This window comes from Mycobacterium sp. 23 (genome assembly GCF_048287075.1).
Lineage (GTDB): Bacteria > Actinomycetota > Actinomycetes > Mycobacteriales > Mycobacteriaceae > Mycobacterium > Mycobacterium gordonae_B.
Window position 1 is genome coordinate 6541741 of sequence record NZ_JBLVUX010000005.1, and the last position, 16283, is coordinate 6558023.

At 67.0% G+C, this 16283-nt stretch carries 17 protein-coding genes; 11 read left to right on the forward strand and 6 right to left on the reverse strand.

What is annotated here, in order from left to right; translation table 11 throughout:
• Nucleotides 1-675, forward strand: a complete 675-nt coding sequence (locus ACNQS7_RS30920; RefSeq protein ID WP_418015551.1) for a response regulator — start codon at nt 1-3, stop codon at nt 673-675.
• On the opposite strand, the gene ACNQS7_RS30925 is transcribed toward ACNQS7_RS30920, so the two are convergent.
• From ACNQS7_RS30925 to ACNQS7_RS30935, 3 genes are all read right to left on the reverse strand, one after another.
• A complete protein-coding gene (locus ACNQS7_RS30925; protein ID WP_418015552.1) occupies nt 668-862 on the reverse strand; it encodes a ferredoxin in 195 nt (64 codons plus the stop codon). The two genes, ACNQS7_RS30920 and ACNQS7_RS30925, sit on opposite strands and share 8 nt — an antisense overlap.
• Nucleotides 863-971: 109 nt before the next feature.
• Complete coding sequence (locus ACNQS7_RS30930; protein WP_418015553.1) at nt 972-1676, reverse strand: sensor domain-containing protein; 705 nt, start codon at nt 1674-1676, stop codon at nt 972-974.
• A gap of 52 nt (nt 1677-1728) precedes the next feature.
• Nucleotides 1729-2436 carry a GAF and ANTAR domain-containing protein gene (locus ACNQS7_RS30935; protein ID WP_418016216.1) on the reverse strand — a complete coding sequence of 236 codons (708 nt, stop codon included), beginning with the start codon at nt 2434-2436 and terminating at the stop codon, nt 1729-1731.
• A 175-nt stretch (nt 2437-2611) separates the two neighbouring features.
• Here ACNQS7_RS30935 and ACNQS7_RS30940 point away from each other — a divergent pair, with 175 nt between their 5' ends.
• The 10 genes from ACNQS7_RS30940 (at nt 2612) to ACNQS7_RS30985 (ending at nt 12360) form a co-directional block, all read left to right on the forward strand.
• Nucleotides 2612-3562 (forward strand): helix-turn-helix transcriptional regulator, encoded by a 951-nt coding sequence (locus ACNQS7_RS30940; protein WP_418015554.1) that lies wholly within the window; start codon nt 2612-2614, stop codon nt 3560-3562.
• 55 nt (nt 3563-3617) lie between these two features.
• Nucleotides 3618-4217 carry a MerR family transcriptional regulator gene (locus ACNQS7_RS30945; RefSeq protein ID WP_418015555.1) on the forward strand — a complete coding sequence of 200 codons (600 nt, stop codon included), beginning with the start codon at nt 3618-3620 and terminating at the stop codon, nt 4215-4217.
• On the forward strand, nt 4214-7084 hold the full coding sequence (locus tag ACNQS7_RS30950; RefSeq protein WP_418015556.1) for a DUF4349 domain-containing protein: 2871 nt from the start codon (nt 4214-4216) through the stop codon (nt 7082-7084). The genes ACNQS7_RS30945 and ACNQS7_RS30950 overlap by 4 nt, the downstream gene beginning before the upstream one ends.
• A 58-nt stretch (nt 7085-7142) precedes the next feature.
• Nucleotides 7143-7655 (forward strand): hypothetical protein, encoded by a 513-nt coding sequence (locus ACNQS7_RS30955; protein ID WP_418015557.1) that lies wholly within the window; start codon nt 7143-7145, stop codon nt 7653-7655.
• Nucleotides 7648-8259 carry an RES family NAD+ phosphorylase gene (locus ACNQS7_RS30960; protein ID WP_418015558.1) on the forward strand — a complete coding sequence of 204 codons (612 nt, stop codon included), beginning with the start codon at nt 7648-7650 and terminating at the stop codon, nt 8257-8259. The genes ACNQS7_RS30955 and ACNQS7_RS30960 overlap by 8 nt, the downstream gene beginning before the upstream one ends.
• 88 nt (nt 8260-8347) lie before the next feature.
• Complete coding sequence (locus ACNQS7_RS30965; RefSeq protein WP_418016217.1) at nt 8348-9211, forward strand: hypothetical protein; 864 nt, start codon at nt 8348-8350, stop codon at nt 9209-9211.
• 454 nt (nt 9212-9665) lie between these two features.
• Nucleotides 9666-10598 (forward strand): SAM-dependent methyltransferase, encoded by a 933-nt coding sequence (locus ACNQS7_RS30970; RefSeq protein ID WP_418015559.1) that lies wholly within the window; start codon nt 9666-9668, stop codon nt 10596-10598.
• Complete coding sequence (locus ACNQS7_RS30975) at nt 10595-11221, forward strand: class I SAM-dependent methyltransferase (RefSeq protein ID WP_418015560.1); 627 nt, start codon at nt 10595-10597, stop codon at nt 11219-11221. The genes ACNQS7_RS30970 and ACNQS7_RS30975 overlap by 4 nt, the downstream gene beginning before the upstream one ends.
• 106 nt (nt 11222-11327) lie before the next feature.
• Nucleotides 11328-11804 (forward strand): ATP-binding protein, encoded by a 477-nt coding sequence (locus ACNQS7_RS30980; protein WP_418015561.1) that lies wholly within the window; start codon nt 11328-11330, stop codon nt 11802-11804.
• Nucleotides 11805-11910: 106 nt separating this feature from the next.
• A complete protein-coding gene (locus ACNQS7_RS30985) occupies nt 11911-12360 on the forward strand; it encodes an anti-sigma factor antagonist (RefSeq protein ID WP_418015562.1) in 450 nt (149 codons plus the stop codon).
• 39 nt (nt 12361-12399) lie between these two features.
• On the opposite strand, the gene ACNQS7_RS30990 is transcribed toward ACNQS7_RS30985, so the two are convergent.
• The 3 genes from ACNQS7_RS30990 to ACNQS7_RS31000 form a co-directional block, all read right to left on the reverse strand.
• On the reverse strand, nt 12400-14685 hold the full coding sequence (locus tag ACNQS7_RS30990; protein ID WP_418015563.1) for a SpoIIE family protein phosphatase: 2286 nt from the start codon (nt 14683-14685) through the stop codon (nt 12400-12402).
• A gap of 412 nt (nt 14686-15097) precedes the next feature.
• The gene (gene hypB / locus ACNQS7_RS30995; protein WP_418015564.1) at nt 15098-15898 is read right to left on the reverse strand and encodes a hydrogenase nickel incorporation protein HypB; all 801 of its coding nucleotides are present in this window, start codon (nt 15896-15898) and stop codon (nt 15098-15100) included.
• Between the two features lie 12 nt (nt 15899-15910).
• Nucleotides 15911-16252: a hydrogenase maturation nickel metallochaperone HypA gene (locus ACNQS7_RS31000; RefSeq protein WP_418015565.1), complete on the reverse strand. Its 342-nt coding sequence runs from the start codon at nt 16250-16252 to the stop codon at nt 15911-15913.
• Nucleotides 16253-16283: the final 31 nt, after the last annotated feature.

Genomic DNA, 16283 nt, shown 5'->3' on the forward strand with positions numbered 1-16283 from the left:
ATGACCCGCTCGCCGTATGTGGTGGTCATCGTCGACGACCACGAGCTGTTCGCGCAGGGCCTGGCCCTGTTGCTGACCCGCGAGTGGGGTGAACTGTTCACCGTCGGCGGCCAGACGACGTACGTCGAGGAGGCCGCAGACCTGGTGGCCCGGTGCCAGGCCGACGTAGCGATCATCGACCTGTCCATGCCGCCGCTGGGCGGGGTGGCCGCGATCCGGCACATCAAGGACCGCCAACCCGGCACCCGGATTCTGGCGTTGTCCGGGACGGACGATCTCGGCCTGGCCGAGGAGGCGTTGCGCGCCGGCGCCGACGGGTTCCTGCCCAAGACCGCGCGTCCGGAGGCGCTGGCCGGGCCGCTGTGGACGATCGCCGAGGGATTGCGGGTGATCGACGGCGTGTTGCTCGATGCGCTGCTGAGCAACACCCGCAAGCCGCCGCCGGCGCTGCTGAACAGTCTGAGCGCCCAGGACCTTCGGCTCTGGACGCTGCTGGCGACCGGTATGGAAACCGGCGATATCGCCCAGCGCTTGCTGGTCTCGGAGCGCACCGCCAAACGCATGGTCGCCGCGCTGCTGCACAAACTCGGTGTCAGCAACCGCATCGCCGCGGCCGCGCTGGCCGGACGGTTCGGGGTCCTGGACGAGACCACCGAAACCGGCCGGCTCAGTTGAGGATTCGAATCGCCTGCGCGGGACACATGGCGGCCGCTTGAATCACCAACGCGCGCTGGGCTTCCGGCGGATCCGGGTTGAGCACCACCACCTGATCGGCGCCATCGGGCAGATCGAACACCTCCGGTGCGGCCAGCAGGCACTGGCCGTGGCCCTCGCACACCTCGTAGTCGACAGTGACGTGCATGAACACCTCCGGATCTCACTGACTGCCACCGAGTATCCGTGCCGCCGCCGATGCGGTGGACGGTCCGTCCGCGCCACAAATGGCCTGTGCGGGCCAGATCACCCGAAACCTACGACCGTGAGTTCAGCAGCTCGTTGATCTTCTTGAGCCGCTTGGTCACCAACGTCCCGATATCCACCGAGCGGTCCGGCGAACAGGTCACGATCTCGGAGACCACATTGGCTTTGGCGAGTACCGCGAATTCGCAAATCCATTGCTGGCCGGACAGATTCGTCGACCATTGGACGGCCTCGGGCGGACTCTGAGTCAACGGCGCCGGGTTCACCGTCATCTTCCTGCCGTCGTCACCCCAGGCGGTGACCGGACGCTGGCACCCGGACACCGTCTTGCGAATCGAGTCGAGGAAGGCGGCGGCGTCGAAGCTGGCGGGATAGGTGGCGGACACCTCCAGCAGTTGGTGCTGGTCGGTCCGATGGTCCTGCTGGGTGCGGGCTTCTCGGCCGGTGTAGTTGGTGGGAAACAGGGGATAGCGCCCGAAGGCGACGACACCGTGGCACTCGGCCGGATCGGCGCCGATGAACAGCGCCGACTGCATGTCGTCCTCGGTGAGTGGGCTGCTCGGCACCACTGAGAACGAACCTGACGGCGTCAGCAGATCTTCGAGTTGGGACGGCTGGATAGGCCCGCCCGACGACGGCCCCCTCGCCGCCGCCCTCGGACTGCCGTCGACAACGCTGGTGCAACCGGCGAGTGCCACACAGCAGGCAACCACCAGCCACACCACCGCAGCACACGAGCCGGCGTCACGCACCATCCCAGCATCCCTGAACCGTCGGCCGTCCGCGCGGGAAGCCGGCTCTTGATCGTCACAAGTCGCTGAAGTTGCTCAGGCTCGTCACCTGGTGTGCCACCTCGATCAGCTTGGTGTTTCGTTCTTGTGAGAGGCGTTTGAGCAGTTCGAAAGCCTGAACCGCATCGATGTTGAACCGGGCCATGAGGATGCCCTTGGCCTGGCCGATGATGTCGCGGCTGGCCAGCGCGCTGAGGAAATGGTCTTCGCGACGCACCGTGTCCCAGGCCAGCGCGGCGTGGGTGGCCAGGACGTAGCCGATCTCTTCGGCAGCCTCGTCGAAGGCATAGGGCTTGTCCGAGTACAGGTTCAGAGCACCCATCGTGTGTTCGGAGGCGAACAGCCGAAACGACAGGATCGACTGGACGGTGGTGGCGTCCAGTGCGTCACGCCGGTAGTTCGGCCAGCGTTTGTCTTTCGTGAGATCGTCGATCCGGACGGTGTGCTGGTGCCAGGCTGCGATGAAACAGGGGCCTTCTTTGTAGCGCTGCTGGATGTCGTCGAGCAGGACGGGATAGGCGTGGGTTGTCGCGGGCGTCTCGATCTCACCAGAGGGTGTTGCCAGCGTTATTCCCGCATACTCTGCACCGGCAACCGCGTAGACGGCGTACTCGACTATGCGTTGAGCGACGGTGTCCGCGGCATCCGACGGGCTGCCGTGCAGACTTCGGGCAAGATCGGCAATGCGGTGATGGACGTCCGTGCCGCGAGCGTGCTCAGTCAGCTCTCATCCCCCTGGATAGATGTCGTTCACCCGAAGATATCGCCGGAGACGTTGCTGGTGGGGCCGCTAAGCGAATGTGCGCGTGACTTTTGGCTTCGCGTAGTGGACACTGGGAGACACGATCGGCTCAACCACGATGCCGTGTGGTTATTTGCCGACTGAAATGGAACGTCCGATGTCGACCGTTCTTCTTGATACCACCGATCTCACCGAAGCTGTGAATGGCATTTGTGCGGCGTATGAACAAGTGCAACTTTTTCGCCATCCCAGCAGCGAGGTCGGACGCACGTGCATTCGCCGGACCTCTCTGGGTTCCCTCGACGTCGACGAGGTCCAGCTGGGTTGTGAACTGGGGTTCCGCTCGAATCCGCCCGACCGGATCTACGTGGCCCGCATGCGCTCCGGAACCTTCGTCTATGAGTGGATGAAGAACGGGCAGTTGATCTTTGGGCCCGACGACGTCGCCGCGTACGACAGCTTGGAAAACGGGCCGTTCACCGGCTGGGCCGGCCGTACGCACTGCGACGTGCTGTCCATCGACCGCCGGGCGCTCAGCGAGGTCGCGGCCGGCCCGAAGGACACACCTGTGCGGCTGACCGGGATGTCGCCGGTGTCGCCGGAAGCCAAGCGGCACTTGGTGCGCGCCGTGGACTATGTCTGCCAGAGTGTGTCCGACGATCTGGGTGTTGTCCGAGATCCGTTGATCAGCAGCAGCATTCAGCGTTATCTCGCGGCAAGCATGCTGGCTGCCTTCCCGAGTACCGCGGTGCTCGATACCAGGCTAGGGGACCGGCGCGACAGCACCCCGCAATTGCTGCGCCGCGCAATGGCTTTTATCGACGACAACGCACACAACGACATCTCGCTGGCCGACATCGCGAGCGCGATCTTCGTGACGCCCCGGGCATTGCAGTACATGTTCCGCAAGCACCGCGACTGCACACCCACCGAATACCTGCGGCAGGTGCGTCTGCACCACGCCCACCTCGAATTGGTGGCCGGCACCCGTGACACCACGTCGGTGGGTGACATCGCCCGCAAGTGGGGTTTCGCGCATATGGGGCGCTTTGCTGCGTACTACCGGCAGCACTACGGCCGGAGTCCGCACGTCACACTGCTCGACTGAGTCGGCGCGGGGTGCACGTTGACAGTGTCACCATAACAGTGTCAGTATCGAGTTCATGCCGGAACAGGCGGCCTGGACTTTGGACGAGTTGGTGGGGCGGGTCTCCGCCGCCCTGTCCAGTGCGGCATATCCGGGATCGCCGAATGGACGGGTCCGCGAGCTACCTGACCGGCGGGCCGTGCGGTGGTACACGACGACCGGACTGGTCGACCGGCCGATCATGCAGGGGCGCAATGCGGCTTACCGCAGCCGGCACCTGCTGCAGATCGTCGCCGTCAAACGCCTCCAGGCTCAAGGCCTTTCGCTGGCCGAGATTCAGGGGAAATTGGCCGGGGCCACCGACGAGGCGCTGCGGCGGCTCGCCGACGTGCCCGAGGAACTGATCACGGCCGAGCAGGGCCTGGCCGTGCCGGCGGCGGCCCCTGGCCGTAGCAGCCGGTTCTGGGCCGAGCCGCCTCCCGAAGAGCCCACGACCGACGGCGCTGACACTGTCACGGCGCTTGCCGCGGTGAGCCTGCCGGGCGGGGCGATGCTGCTGCTGCCGGCGCGCCCCGACGACGGCGACGTCCACGCGATTCGTTCGGCCGCCGCGCCGTTGCTCGAGTTACTGGCCGACCGCGGCCTGCTGTCCCTGGATGATCGGAGTCCGCTATGACCGCCCGTATCACGTCAAAGACCGACGCGCAGACGCAGCGCGATCCCGGTGAATCCGGTCTTGGCGCGTTGCGCACCGAGCGCGGCAGCCTGCCGCTCGATCGCATCGGTATCCGGGCCGACATCATGGGGCTCACCAGTCGGGTCGAGGTGACCCAGGACTTCGTCAACACCTTCGACGTCCCTCTGGAAGCCAGCTATGTGTTCCCGTTGCCGGACCGGGCCGCGGTGACCGGGATGCGGATGACCGCCAACGGCCGTGTCGTGGTCGCCACCCTGGCCGAACGCGAAGCCGCACGGCGGGCTTACGACCGCGCGGTCACCTCCGGCCGCCGGGCATCGATCGCCGAAGAGGAGCGGCCCGACGTCTTCACCATGCGCGTCGGCAACCTTCTGCCGGGCGAAAAGGTCAGCGTGGCAATCACACTGGTGAACCCGTTGGCCTACGCGGACGGTGAGGCGACGTTCCGCTTACCGCTTGTCGTTGCGCCGCGGCATATTCCGGGTGAACCCCTGGACGACGTCGCCGTCGGAGACGGTTATGCCGACGACACCGACGCTGTCCCCGATGCCTCGCGCATCACCCCGCCGGTGCTGCTGCCGGGCTTTCCGCATCCGATTGCGCTGACCATCGACGTCGGCATCGATCCCGCCGGACTGACATTGTCCGGTGTCCGGTCCAACCTGCCTACCGAACCTGCGGGTGACGGACGCATCCGGGTGCTGCCGGGTCAGCGGGCCGACCGGGATGTGGTGCTGCGCCTGCGTTATGCGCCGGACGATTTCACCGACACGCTGCTGCTGGTCCCCGACGCGGACGGCGACGAGGGGACCTACCAGCTCACGGTGCTGGCGCCGGAGTCGACCTTCCAGCCGCCGCGCCCGCGCGATCTGGTGTTGCTGCTGGACCACTCGGCGAGCATGGGCGGCTGGAAGATGCGGGCCGCACGCCGGGCGGCGGCCCGCATCATCGACACGCTCACCGATGCCGACCGGTTCGCGGTACTCACCTTCAACGACCGCATGCAGCGCCCCGCCGGCCTGCCCGAACAGCTGGTCGAGGCCACCGACCGCAACCGGTTCAGAGCGGTGGAACATCTCGCCAGTATCGAGTCTGACGGCGACAGTGAGCTTTTCGCGCCGCTGCACGCCGGCCTGGCCCTGCTGGGGGAGAGCGGCGGCCGGGACGCGATCCTGATCCTGGTCACCGACGGTCAGGTGGGCAACGAGGACCAGTTGTTGCGCGGGCTCGCCGCGGACTTGCGCCGGGCCCGGGTGCTGGCCATCGGAATCGACCAGGCGGTCAACGCCGGATTCCTGACCCGCCTGGCCGGCGTCGGCGGGGGGCGTTGTGAGTTGGTGGAGAGCGAAGATCGGCTCGACGAGGCGATGGAGGCGATTCACCGCCGCGTCGTCGCCCCGCTCGCATATTCGTTGGCGTTGCGCGCCGAAGGGCTGGAGACCATCGAGGACACGATGACTCCGGCCCGGCTGCCGGACGCGCTGCCCGGGGTTCCGACGGTGGTGAGAGGGCGATACCGGGGAGCCGCCGAGGGTTCGATCGTCCTGCGCGGCAGCGACGGTGCCGACGGCCACTGGTCGGTCGCCGTCACCGGCCGGTGTCGCGAGGCGCCGGTGGTGACCGCCGCATGGGCGCGGGCGCACCTGCGCGACCTCGAGGACCGTTATGCCGCGGCGTCGGGAACCAGTTCGGCGGCGGCGCTGGCGAAGCGCATCGTCGACACGTCGTTGCGCTTCGGTGTGCTGTGCCGGTTCACCGCTTACGCCTCGGTCGACGGGCCGGTCGTCGCCACGGGCGGATTGCCACACCGGGTCATGCAGCCCGTCGAGGTGCCGGCCGGCTGGGATCCGGGCCCGGCCGACCCGGCTCCCGTCGGTACCCAGGCCCACGTCAAGACCGCACAGGTGCGAATGGTCAAGCTGCGCAATGTGATTGTGGTAGCGGCCGTGGGCGTCCTGGTGCTGGGTGGAGGCTGGCTGTGGTCGCTGGGACGGGGTGGTCCGTCGATGGCGATCCGCGATGGCGTGGTGGGCAGCAAGGTGACGGAGTCACCGGAGCAGAGCCGGTCCCGGCCGAGCGGCCAGGTTCCAGCAACTATGGGCGGCGGCATCGCCGACCAGACCACCGTCAATCCGGCGCCGCTGGCCCCCCCGCCGGACAACAACTTCAAACGTGACATCGTCACCAACGGATCGCTGCATCTGGTCGTCGGCGATCCGGGCGCCGTGGCCGACCGACTCGTCACCGAGGTGAATGACGCGGGCGGACGGGTGGATTCGCGGTCGGAGCGGTCGGGACAATCGTCGCCGGTGGTCGACCTGGTGGTCCGGGTCCCCGCGGACAAGCTGGACGGCGTGCTAACAGACACGAAGAAACTGGGCACGGTCGAGTCGATGTCGATCAGCCACACCGACGTCACCACCCAACGCGTCGACCTCGACGCCCGCATCGACGCCCTGCAGACGTCGGTCAAGCGCCTGCTGGAACTGATGAGCAAAGCCGGCGACGTCGCCGACCTGCTCGCCGCGGAATCGTCGCTGACCCAGCGACAGGCCGAATTGGATTCGCTCAAGGCGCAGCGCAGCACATTGCATGACGAAATTGACTACGCCACAATCACTGTCAACATCTCCACACAATCGAAGGTGGCCCACCCAGGATTCTTCGGGGAGCTGGCACGCGGATGGCACTCGGTGCTGTCCGCCGCCGGCACCGGCGTGCTGGCAGTGGGTTTCCTACTGCCGTGGCTGCTGCTGTTGGCTCTGCCGGTGTTGGGGCTGGTGCTGGTGATGCGGCGGCTGTCCCCGCGGCGGGCGGCCGCGGGCCAGGTGGCGGAGGAAAGCTGACCCGCTGCCAGTCTGTTTCAATTGTTTCAATTGCTGCGGCGCGGGATAAAATGTCGGCATGTCTCCCGTCAATGCGCTCGTCAGCCAGGTTGAGGAACGCGTCCGGCGTGACCCGGATTTCGCCAAGCTCCTCGACGCGCTGCTGGACGTGCCGACGGTGCCCATGGAGGAGCTGGAACGCGTCGCCGCCCGCAAGCTCAACAGCGAGCGGCGCGACGGCGTGCTGAGCGATTTCCGGGCCGGCGCCCTGCCGACGCGGGAGGTTCAGTCGCGGCTGGGCTACGAGACACCCCAGGCGGTCCACGAACTGCGCCGGCGCGGCAAGGTTCTCGGTGTCACGGTCGGCAATAACACGTGGTTCCCGGCCTGGCAGTTCGACGGTGGCCGGTTGCGTTCCGACCTTCAGCAGATCCTGGTCCTGCTGGCGCGGTTCACCTCCGACCCGGTGGTCGCCGATCGCATCATGCGGATCAAGCGCGAGGAACTGGCGGGCGCGTCCATCTCCGAGGCGCTGCGCCGCAAGAAGACCGCCAACACCGCCTGGCAGCTGCTCAACGCCGTCGGTGCCTAGTCTCCCCGGCGGCTACCGGCGTTCGCTGCCGTTGCGGCGCCCGGCGGGCCTGGCAAGCCGAACGGTGCCCGCCGGTGTCGCGTTGTGGCGAGTCGAAGCCGCCGCGCCGGCGGACTGGACCTGGAACGGATTTCCGCAGCCGCGCTTCCGGTTCGACCCGGTGTCAGGCGCATTCCGTACCAGGTATGCCGCAACGGCCTCCGAGGGCGCCTTTCGCGAGCGCTACCGGGATACCGGCCGCACCATCCCCGCCGACCACGCATCGCAGTACCTGATTCGACTGGTCTCGACCAGGCCGCTGCGGATCTTCGACCTGCGGACCCAGCGCAACCTCGATGCTCTCGACGTCGACGACCAGATCAGCACCGGCCAGCGCGCGCGGGTGTGGCGGCAGTGCCACCACCTCGCCGACGCCGCCAGGCGTTGGTGGCCGGACCTCGACGCCATCGTGTACCGGTCGCGCACCACACCGGAAACCTCGATCAATTACGCGTTCTTCGCCCACGACGCATTCACCGCCGACTCGTGGGAACTCGCGAGCCGCACCGACGTCCTCGTCGACCTGGTGCTGCGGCATGACTTCACCGTCAATTGGGAGATCTGACCCGGGAGCAACGCCAAAGCCGGGTACCGTGCACGCACAGCCGTTTTGGTAGGAGTAGATGTCCGAGACAGAGACGCCCGAGGCGCCCATGCAGCAACGGGTGCGCACCGCGTTGCGCGCGCTGGCTCGTGCGTCGGCCCCCCGTCCCACCGCGGCCCGGCGGGCCGCCGGCGACTTTGAGAAGCCACTACTGCCGGCGGTGGGCGCCGAGATCCGCTGGGCCTTCCATCCGCCGCGCACCTGGTTGTCGGGCGTCATGACCAACCTGGTGCTCGCAGTGGCGTGGTTGTTGGTCCAGCCTTTGTCGGTCGTGCATAGCAACCACATCACCCGCCACTTCCATCACAATCAGCTCGACTGGGTGGTCCTGGTCAGTACCTACTTCTCGTCATTCGTCCTCGCCGACGTGACCACCACCAATCTGCTTGGCGGCGATCACTATCGGGTCACCGAGGGCCTGTCGGCCGGTGTGCCGCTGTGGCGGGTGCTGGTGATCAAGAACCTGGCGCTGGTCGTGATCGTCGGGCTGCCCACCCTGGCGGTGGCCGCGGCGCTGACCATGTGGAAGGAAGGGGTACCGCAGATGGCCATGACCATCCCCAACGTCGCGGTGCCCCTGGTGTCCTGGCTCGGTGTCGGCAATGTCATTTCGGTGCTGCATCCGGTGGGCGCTGAGCCGCTGCTGCGGCGGTGGCGACAGCGGCGAAACCTGCGTCGCACCGCCGGCTGGCTGGTGGCGATCACCCTGCCCTACGCCCTGTATTACGTCGCCGATCCGATGGGCGGGATCGAGCACCGGGTCATGTGGACCCAGATTCCCGCGGCCATCGGGCCGGTGTTCGGCCGTGACACCAAGAGTTTCGTGCATCTGGCCATGGCTCTGGGGGTCTGGGTCATCGGAACCGCCGCGGCGTTGCTCTGGGCGCGCAAGCGCGGGCTGCGGTTCGGTTAGTCCGGCGAACCACTACCTGCGCACGCCCTCTGGTAGCACAATCGATCTGGCGTCCGGGGATCGCCGGACGATGACACAGGGGAGGCGTGCAATGGTCAGATTCCTCCGGCATTGCGCAATCGGCGCGGTCATTCTGGCGTCCAGCGTGTTACCGGCATTCGTGGTGCCGGCAGTGAGTCGGGCGGACGACTGCGCCCCCGGCTGGGCGTGGAGCGTCCAGTTGAACGAGTGCGTGTTCGTAGCGCCTGCCGCGAACGGACCCGGGGGCCCCGGTGGGCCCGGCGGTCCTGGGGGCCCGGGCGGGCCCGGCGGTCCTGGGGGCCCGGGCGGCCCCGGCGGCCCCGGTCGCTAGAGGGCGAGTGAGCTGCTTCACACCTGCGTCCCGGCCCGGGTCATTAACCTAGCTAAGTGTTAAACTAGCTAAGTATCTTTGAGTCGGACATGGGAGACGCGCGTGCCACGTACGGAGAACGACACCTGGGACCTAGCTACCAGCGTGGGAGCGACGGCGACAATGGTGGCCGCCGCCCGCGCGATCGCGACGAATGCGGACAACCCGGTCATCAACGACCAGTTCGCCGAACCGCTGGTTCGGGCCGTCGGGGTGGACTTCTTTACTAGATGGGTCACCGGTGACCTCGCCGCTTCCGATGTCGACGACGAGGAGTCGAGCTGGAAGCTGGCGCACATGCCCGCCGCGATGGCCGCGCGGACCCGCTTCTTCGACTCGTTCTTCCAGGATGCGATCCAGTCGGGCATCCGGCAGGCCGTCATCCTCGCCTCCGGCCTGGATGCCCGCGCCTACCGACTGACCTGGCCGGACGACATGACCGTCTTCGAGATCGACCAGCCCGAGGTGATCGCCTTCAAGACGTCCACGCTGGCAGAACTGGGCGCGGCGCCCAAGGCGGACCTGCGCACCGTCGCCATCGACCTGCGGCAGGACTGGCCTGCGGCGTTGCGGGACGCCGGCCTGGACCCTGACCGGCCCACCGCGTGGATTGCCGAGGGGTTGCTCGGGTACCTGCCGCCCGAGGCGCAGGATCTGCTCATGGACAACATCACCGCGCTCAGCGCCGAGGGCAGCCGGTTGGCGGTTGAAGCCCTTCCGCCACAGCCGGAGCGGGATATGGAACAAGCGCGCGAGATGATGCGCCGGTCCACGGCCAAGTGGCGCGAGCACGGGTTCGAACTCGACTGGGACGAACTCGGATTCGAGGGAGAACGCAAGGATGTCGCCACCTACCTCGATGAGCTGGGCTGGCGTTCGACCGGCACCCCGATGAGTCAGCTGCTGGCCGACAACGGGCTCGAGGCCGTCCCGCAGGTTCACGACTCGGTGTCGATGGCCGACACCGTCTACTACGCGTCGGTTCTGCATAAGTGAGCGCCCCGCGCCGCACGCTGAACAGCGCGGTCACGGGGATGTGGAGCCTTTTGTCCCCGGCCTACGACCTGCCGTTTCTGCAGCAGTGGGTCTATCGGCCCCCGCATGACGAGGTGATCGCCCAGCTGCGTGCCCACCAGTCCCGCAGGATCGCCGACATCGCTTGTGGGACGGGTGTTCTCAGTTCCCGGATCGAGCGGGAACTGAATCCCGACGAGATCTACGGCGTGGACATGTCCGACGGCATGCTGGCCCAGGCTCGCGCGAAATCCGATCGGGTGCACTGGTTGCGAAGCCCCGCCGAACAGCTTCCGTTCGACGACGGCGCCTTGGACGCGGTCGTGACGACCTCGGCGTTCCACTTCTTCGACCAACCGGCGGCCCTGCGCGAGTTTCATCGCGTGCTCGCGCCGGGTGGTCTGGCGGCCGTGGCGACCCTCAGCGCGCGCCAGCACCTGGTGCAGGTTCCCAGCCGCTGGAAACCGCAGCACAACCCGCCGCCCGGGGAGATGCGAACCCTGTTCGAGGACGCCGGTTTCACCGTCAGTGACCAGCACCGCATCCGTCGTCCGATCTGGACTCAGATCATCTCGGACCTGATCACGGTGGGCACCAAGAGCTAGGTTCGGCGTCACGCGGCGGTCACAAAAGCACGACGAGTCCCCAAAATCTATGGGGGACCGATCACATCAGGTGTATCCGCGGAGGCATTCGGGTAGCCGACTAGCCGTGAGCGGTTCCACGTCAAATGATCCCGTCGGCATCGGAGAGGCCGACGAGATTTGGCATGCGCACACCGGCACCGCAGATGCGCGTACCGTGGCGACATTCCGCCGCTCCTTCGGCGAATGGCTGGGGCGGCACGTGGAACTCGGCGAGGAGCGGATAGCCGACATCGTGCTGGCCACCGACGAAGCGATGTCCAACTGCGCCGACCACGCCTATCGCGTCGTCGGCGACGTCGGCACCATGACGCTGCAAATCGCCTACTACCCGGCCACCACCGAGCTGCAGGTGCATGTCGTCGACCACGGACGCTGGCTGGAACCGGATTTCGAGGTCTCCAGCATGCGTGGCCGCGGCATCCTGCTGATGCGCGCACTCGCCGATGACTGCGCCATAGACGGGGGTGGCGACGGCACCACCGTATGTCTCCGGTTCTACGGATGTCCGCCCAAGAGTTTCGTCCTCAGCCAGGCAAGTTGAAGCCGGGGTTTCAAGCGCGCCGAATACGGCTAATCCTCGACAGGTTCCAGACAAGGGGCCGCCAGCCTCCGTCCACGCAGTGGGTTCTGATACCGAGGAGCGCGTCATGAGTCTTGCCGCCACTGAAGTGTTTGCCGCTCCCTTACGGTTGAGCGCAAAGCTGGTCTCTGAACTGGGCACCGAAACGAGTACCCTGCGGGCGGCTGTCCAGGGCTTTGAAGCCGCTGTCATCGTCTACGTCGGCGGCGAGATCGACGCGATGAATGACGACACCTGGCGGTTGCTGCTGACGGAGGCTTCGGCGTTCGCGAGCGCTCCGCAGCTGTTTATGGTCGACGTCAACAGCGTGGACTTCATCTCGTGCTCCTCGCTGCTGGCGCTGGCCGAGGAGGCCAACCGGTGCCGGGAGCGTGGCATCGAGATGTGCCTGGTCAGTTTGCAGCCGTCGGTTGCGCGCACCATCGCGGTGTGCGGACTCAGCGACGTGCTGCCCGTGCACGAGACCGCGCCGCAGTGCTTGCAGCTGGTCGAACGGGGGCGCGTTCAGGCCAGCTGAACGGGCCCACACCCGCTTCGCCGGGCTGCGCCGCGGGTTTCAGGGCCGGCGCAGCGCGACGACGGTCACGTCGTCGTCAATGTTGCCCGAGGCCATCTCGGTCCAGATCCACGAGGCCGGCGCGGTGTCGCCGCGGCCGAGCGTGCGGGCCAACCGATCCAGACCGTCGTCTATCGACTCACCGCGGCGCTCCACCAGACCGTCGGAGTACAAAACCAGCCCGTGTCCGGGCTCGACGGTGAACGCACTCGGTTCGTAGCGCACGCCTTTGATGCCGATGGGCGGCGACAGCCGAATCGGTGCTTGAACCGCGCTCGGTGAGGAGTTCGTCAGGTAGGGCTTCAAGTGGCCCGCGCAGGCGGCCTCGACCCGTCCCGAGTCGAGGTCGACCCGGGCGGCCACGACGGTGGCGAACGCGCTGGGCATCATGTGCAGGCAGAAGTCGTTCAGCTGGCCCAGCGCGTCGGCAGGCGTGGCACCGGCGAACAACTGGGCCCGCAGGGCGTTGCGCAGCTGCGCCATGGTGCCGGCGGCGGTGATGCCGTGTCCGGCCACGTCGCCGATCAGGACGACCAACCGGCCGTCACGCAGTTTGAAGGCGTCGTACCAGTCGCCGCCGACGTTGTCGCCCGCCGCGGGTTCGTAGTGGGCCGACAGGTGCCAGTCCGGCAGCGCCGGGATGGACTCGGGCAGCAGGCTGCGCTGTACCCGCTCGGCCACCCGCAGGGCGCCCCGGGTGCGGCGGTACAGCGACTCCACCAGGTGGCGCCGCAGAGACTCGGCGGACTCCGTCTCGCTCAGGGTCCAGGGGTCGCTGCGCTCGCGGACCACCTCGCGCCAGCGGTCGAATGACTTGCGCGGGCTCAACCGGACCTCGTCACCCTCGCCTTGGATGATCGTCTTGTTGTGCGGGTCGCCGCCCCAATCCACCGAGCGCAGTACCTCCCGGCGGAACCAGATGGCGCACTGCCCGTCCGGCAGATTCAGCGCGAGCGCGCCGGCGGCCAACTGCTGATCGAGGTTGAGTTCGGGCAACTCGTGGGACAGGCAGTCGGTGCTGGCGATCTCATCTCCGGCACCGCGTGCCCAGGCCGCGACGGCGGACACGATCTGCGGCGGGGGAACCGAGCCGTGGGTCCGGTAGTCGCCCTGGATGTCGACGACCACACCGTCGGCAGGCACCAGGTCCAGCAGGTCGGGCGCGCCGAGCAGCGCCGCGGAGAGCGGTTCCCCGTCATCCAGGGCGGCTGCGGTCAGCTTGGCCAGCACCGCTTGGGCGGACAGTCGCTTGTGCAGTTGGTCGCCCTCGAACCGGTCGACCAGCCGGAGCGACAGGGTCGACCCGAGGAACTCCGCGGCCGCGCGGGTGCCGAACGGTGGCAGATGCGGACCGGCGTAGTGGTGGCAGGCGATGAGCCCCCACAACCGGCCGTGGCGTAGCAACGAGATCGACATCGACGCATGCACGTCCATGTTCTGCAGGTACTCGATGTGAATCGGGGAGACGCTGCGCAGGCTCGCGTGGGTGAGGTCCAGGGGCGCACCGGAATCCGGGTCCATCGCCGGCACCAGTGGTGCGGGTGTGTAGTCGACATCGTCGATCAGCCGCAGCCAGTTCTTCTCGTACAACGCGCGGGCCTGGGCCGGGATATCGGTGGACGGGTAGTGCAGACCGAGAAACGAATTGAGGTCGTCGCGCTTGCATTCGGCGACCACCTCGCCGTTGTAATCCTCGTCGTAGCGGTACACCATCACCCGGTCGAAACCGGTGAGGTCGCGGACGGCGCGCGCGGTGATCGCGTACAGGTCGGCCAGCGTCTCGGCCCGGTTGAGCTCCTCGACCGAGCTGCGGACCGCCTGATAGGTGTTGGGGAAGGAGAACGGCCGCTCGCCGTAAGCGACCTCGATCTCGACCAGCAGCACGCCGCCGGGTCCCCGGTGCAAGATGGCGTCGAACGCCCGTGACTGCCCGGCGACGTCGATGTCGCATTCCAGTGGGTTGCGCTGGCTCAGATCGCCGAAGGTCGACGCCGCCTGCTCGACCCTTCCGGCCTGCTCGGCTCCCATCAGGACCGACAGGTGCCGGCCCACCACATCGTCTACCGGGCGACCGAGCAATTCTTCGACGTTGGCGCTGACCTGGCGTACCTCGAAATCGGGTTCGCGCACCACCGCGAGCACCCCCCGGGGTTGAATGCTGCCGGGGATGTGGATGGGTTCGCGGGCGCAGTTGTCCAGGTCGATGGGCGTACCGGCCGGGAGCAGGTCGGGTACAGCCTGACCGTCCGGCGCCGAGAGCGCGAAATGCCTCTGGCCGCCGGTCACGGCGCTGCCGAATCGGTTCTGGTTACCGCCTGCTCGGCAGGAGGCCGACGCACAAGCACAAAATACTCCCGCGGCCCCGCGAAGGGGCATCGCTTTTTGTCGGCGGAAAAAAATTGGGGCGGATGCCCGCATCCGAGAAATTCAATCCGCGCAATATCGACTACAGGCTGGGAACTCAACCTATAGACAATCTACGCATATGCGCGCGTTCGTGCCACGCAGCCCATCGGCGTTGCGGCCTTTTCAGGCGGCGATTCGGCGCGCCACCTCGGAACCCGCTGCGCCGCAATAGTCGGACAAATACTCTGCGGATCAATGTCTTTCGCCGTCTGCCGGCGAATCCGTGGTGGATTCAGACGCTTTCCGGAGGTCCGGCGGACCGTCGGCAATCTCACAGGACTGCCCGCACCGGTCACCGCCGGCGCACACCCAAACCGGCGAACTGCCGCAGCCAGTCAAACCATGCCGTCATGCCCTCACCGGTGCGTGCGCTGACCGGCAGAATCGTGGCGGTCGAATTCACCTGCCGAACGTGGTCGATGTAGACGTCCACGTCCACGTCCAGGTACGGGACCAGGTCGATCTTGTTGAGCAGCACCACGTCGACCGACCGGAACATCACCGGGTACTTCAGCGGCTTGTCCTCGCCTTCGGTGACCGAGTAGACCATCGCCTTGGCGTGTTCGCCGACGTCGAACTCGGCCGGGCAGACCAGATTGCCGACGTTCTCGATGATCACCAGGTTCAATTGCGGCAGGTCGAGTCCCTGCAAGGCGCGGTTGACCATCGGGGCGTCGAGGTGACACTCACCGCCGAACCCGTTGTTGGTGTTCAGCAGCGACACCTGGGCGCCGCGGCCGCCGAGTTTGGCGGCGTCGAGGTCGGTGGCGATATCGCCCTCGATCACGCCCACAGCCAGGTCGCCGGCCAGTTCGTCTAGGGTGGCGGCCAACACCGTGGTCTTGCCGGAGCCCGGTGAGCTCATCAGGTTCAGCGCGCGGATGCCGTTGCTTTCGAAGGCCTTGCGGTTGATGTCGGCGCGGGTGTCGTTCTCGGCGAAGATCGACTCCAGCACCTCGATCCGCTGCGAGCCGGTCGAATAGCCACTGTGGTCCCCGTGATCGTGATGGTGATCGTGATCGTGATCGTGGTCGTGCCCGTCGTGCTCGTGGCTGTGCACCGTGCCGTCGTCGTGCCGGTGGAATCTACCCATTTGCCTGACCTTTCATGACACCAGAACCGAGGTGACCAGGAACTCGTTGCCCCGGACCACCTCGACATCGGCACTCTCGCACTCCGGGCAGCACACCGACCATCGAGACTCGATCGGCGAACGTCGTCCGCAGCTCCGGCACTGCACCTCGGCGGTGACGAACTCGAGCTCCAGGGCGGTATCGACCATCGTGTCGTCGAGGTGCTGACACACCAGTGACCAGCAGAATTCCAGCGACTCCGGTACCACCTGGCGTAGTGCGCCGACCTGGACCCGGACCACGTCGACGTGACGACCTGCCGCGTGCGGCTTGACCACGCCCGCGATGGCATGGCAGAGCGACAATTCGTGCACTACACCATGCTGCCCTGTCGGAGTTATCGGT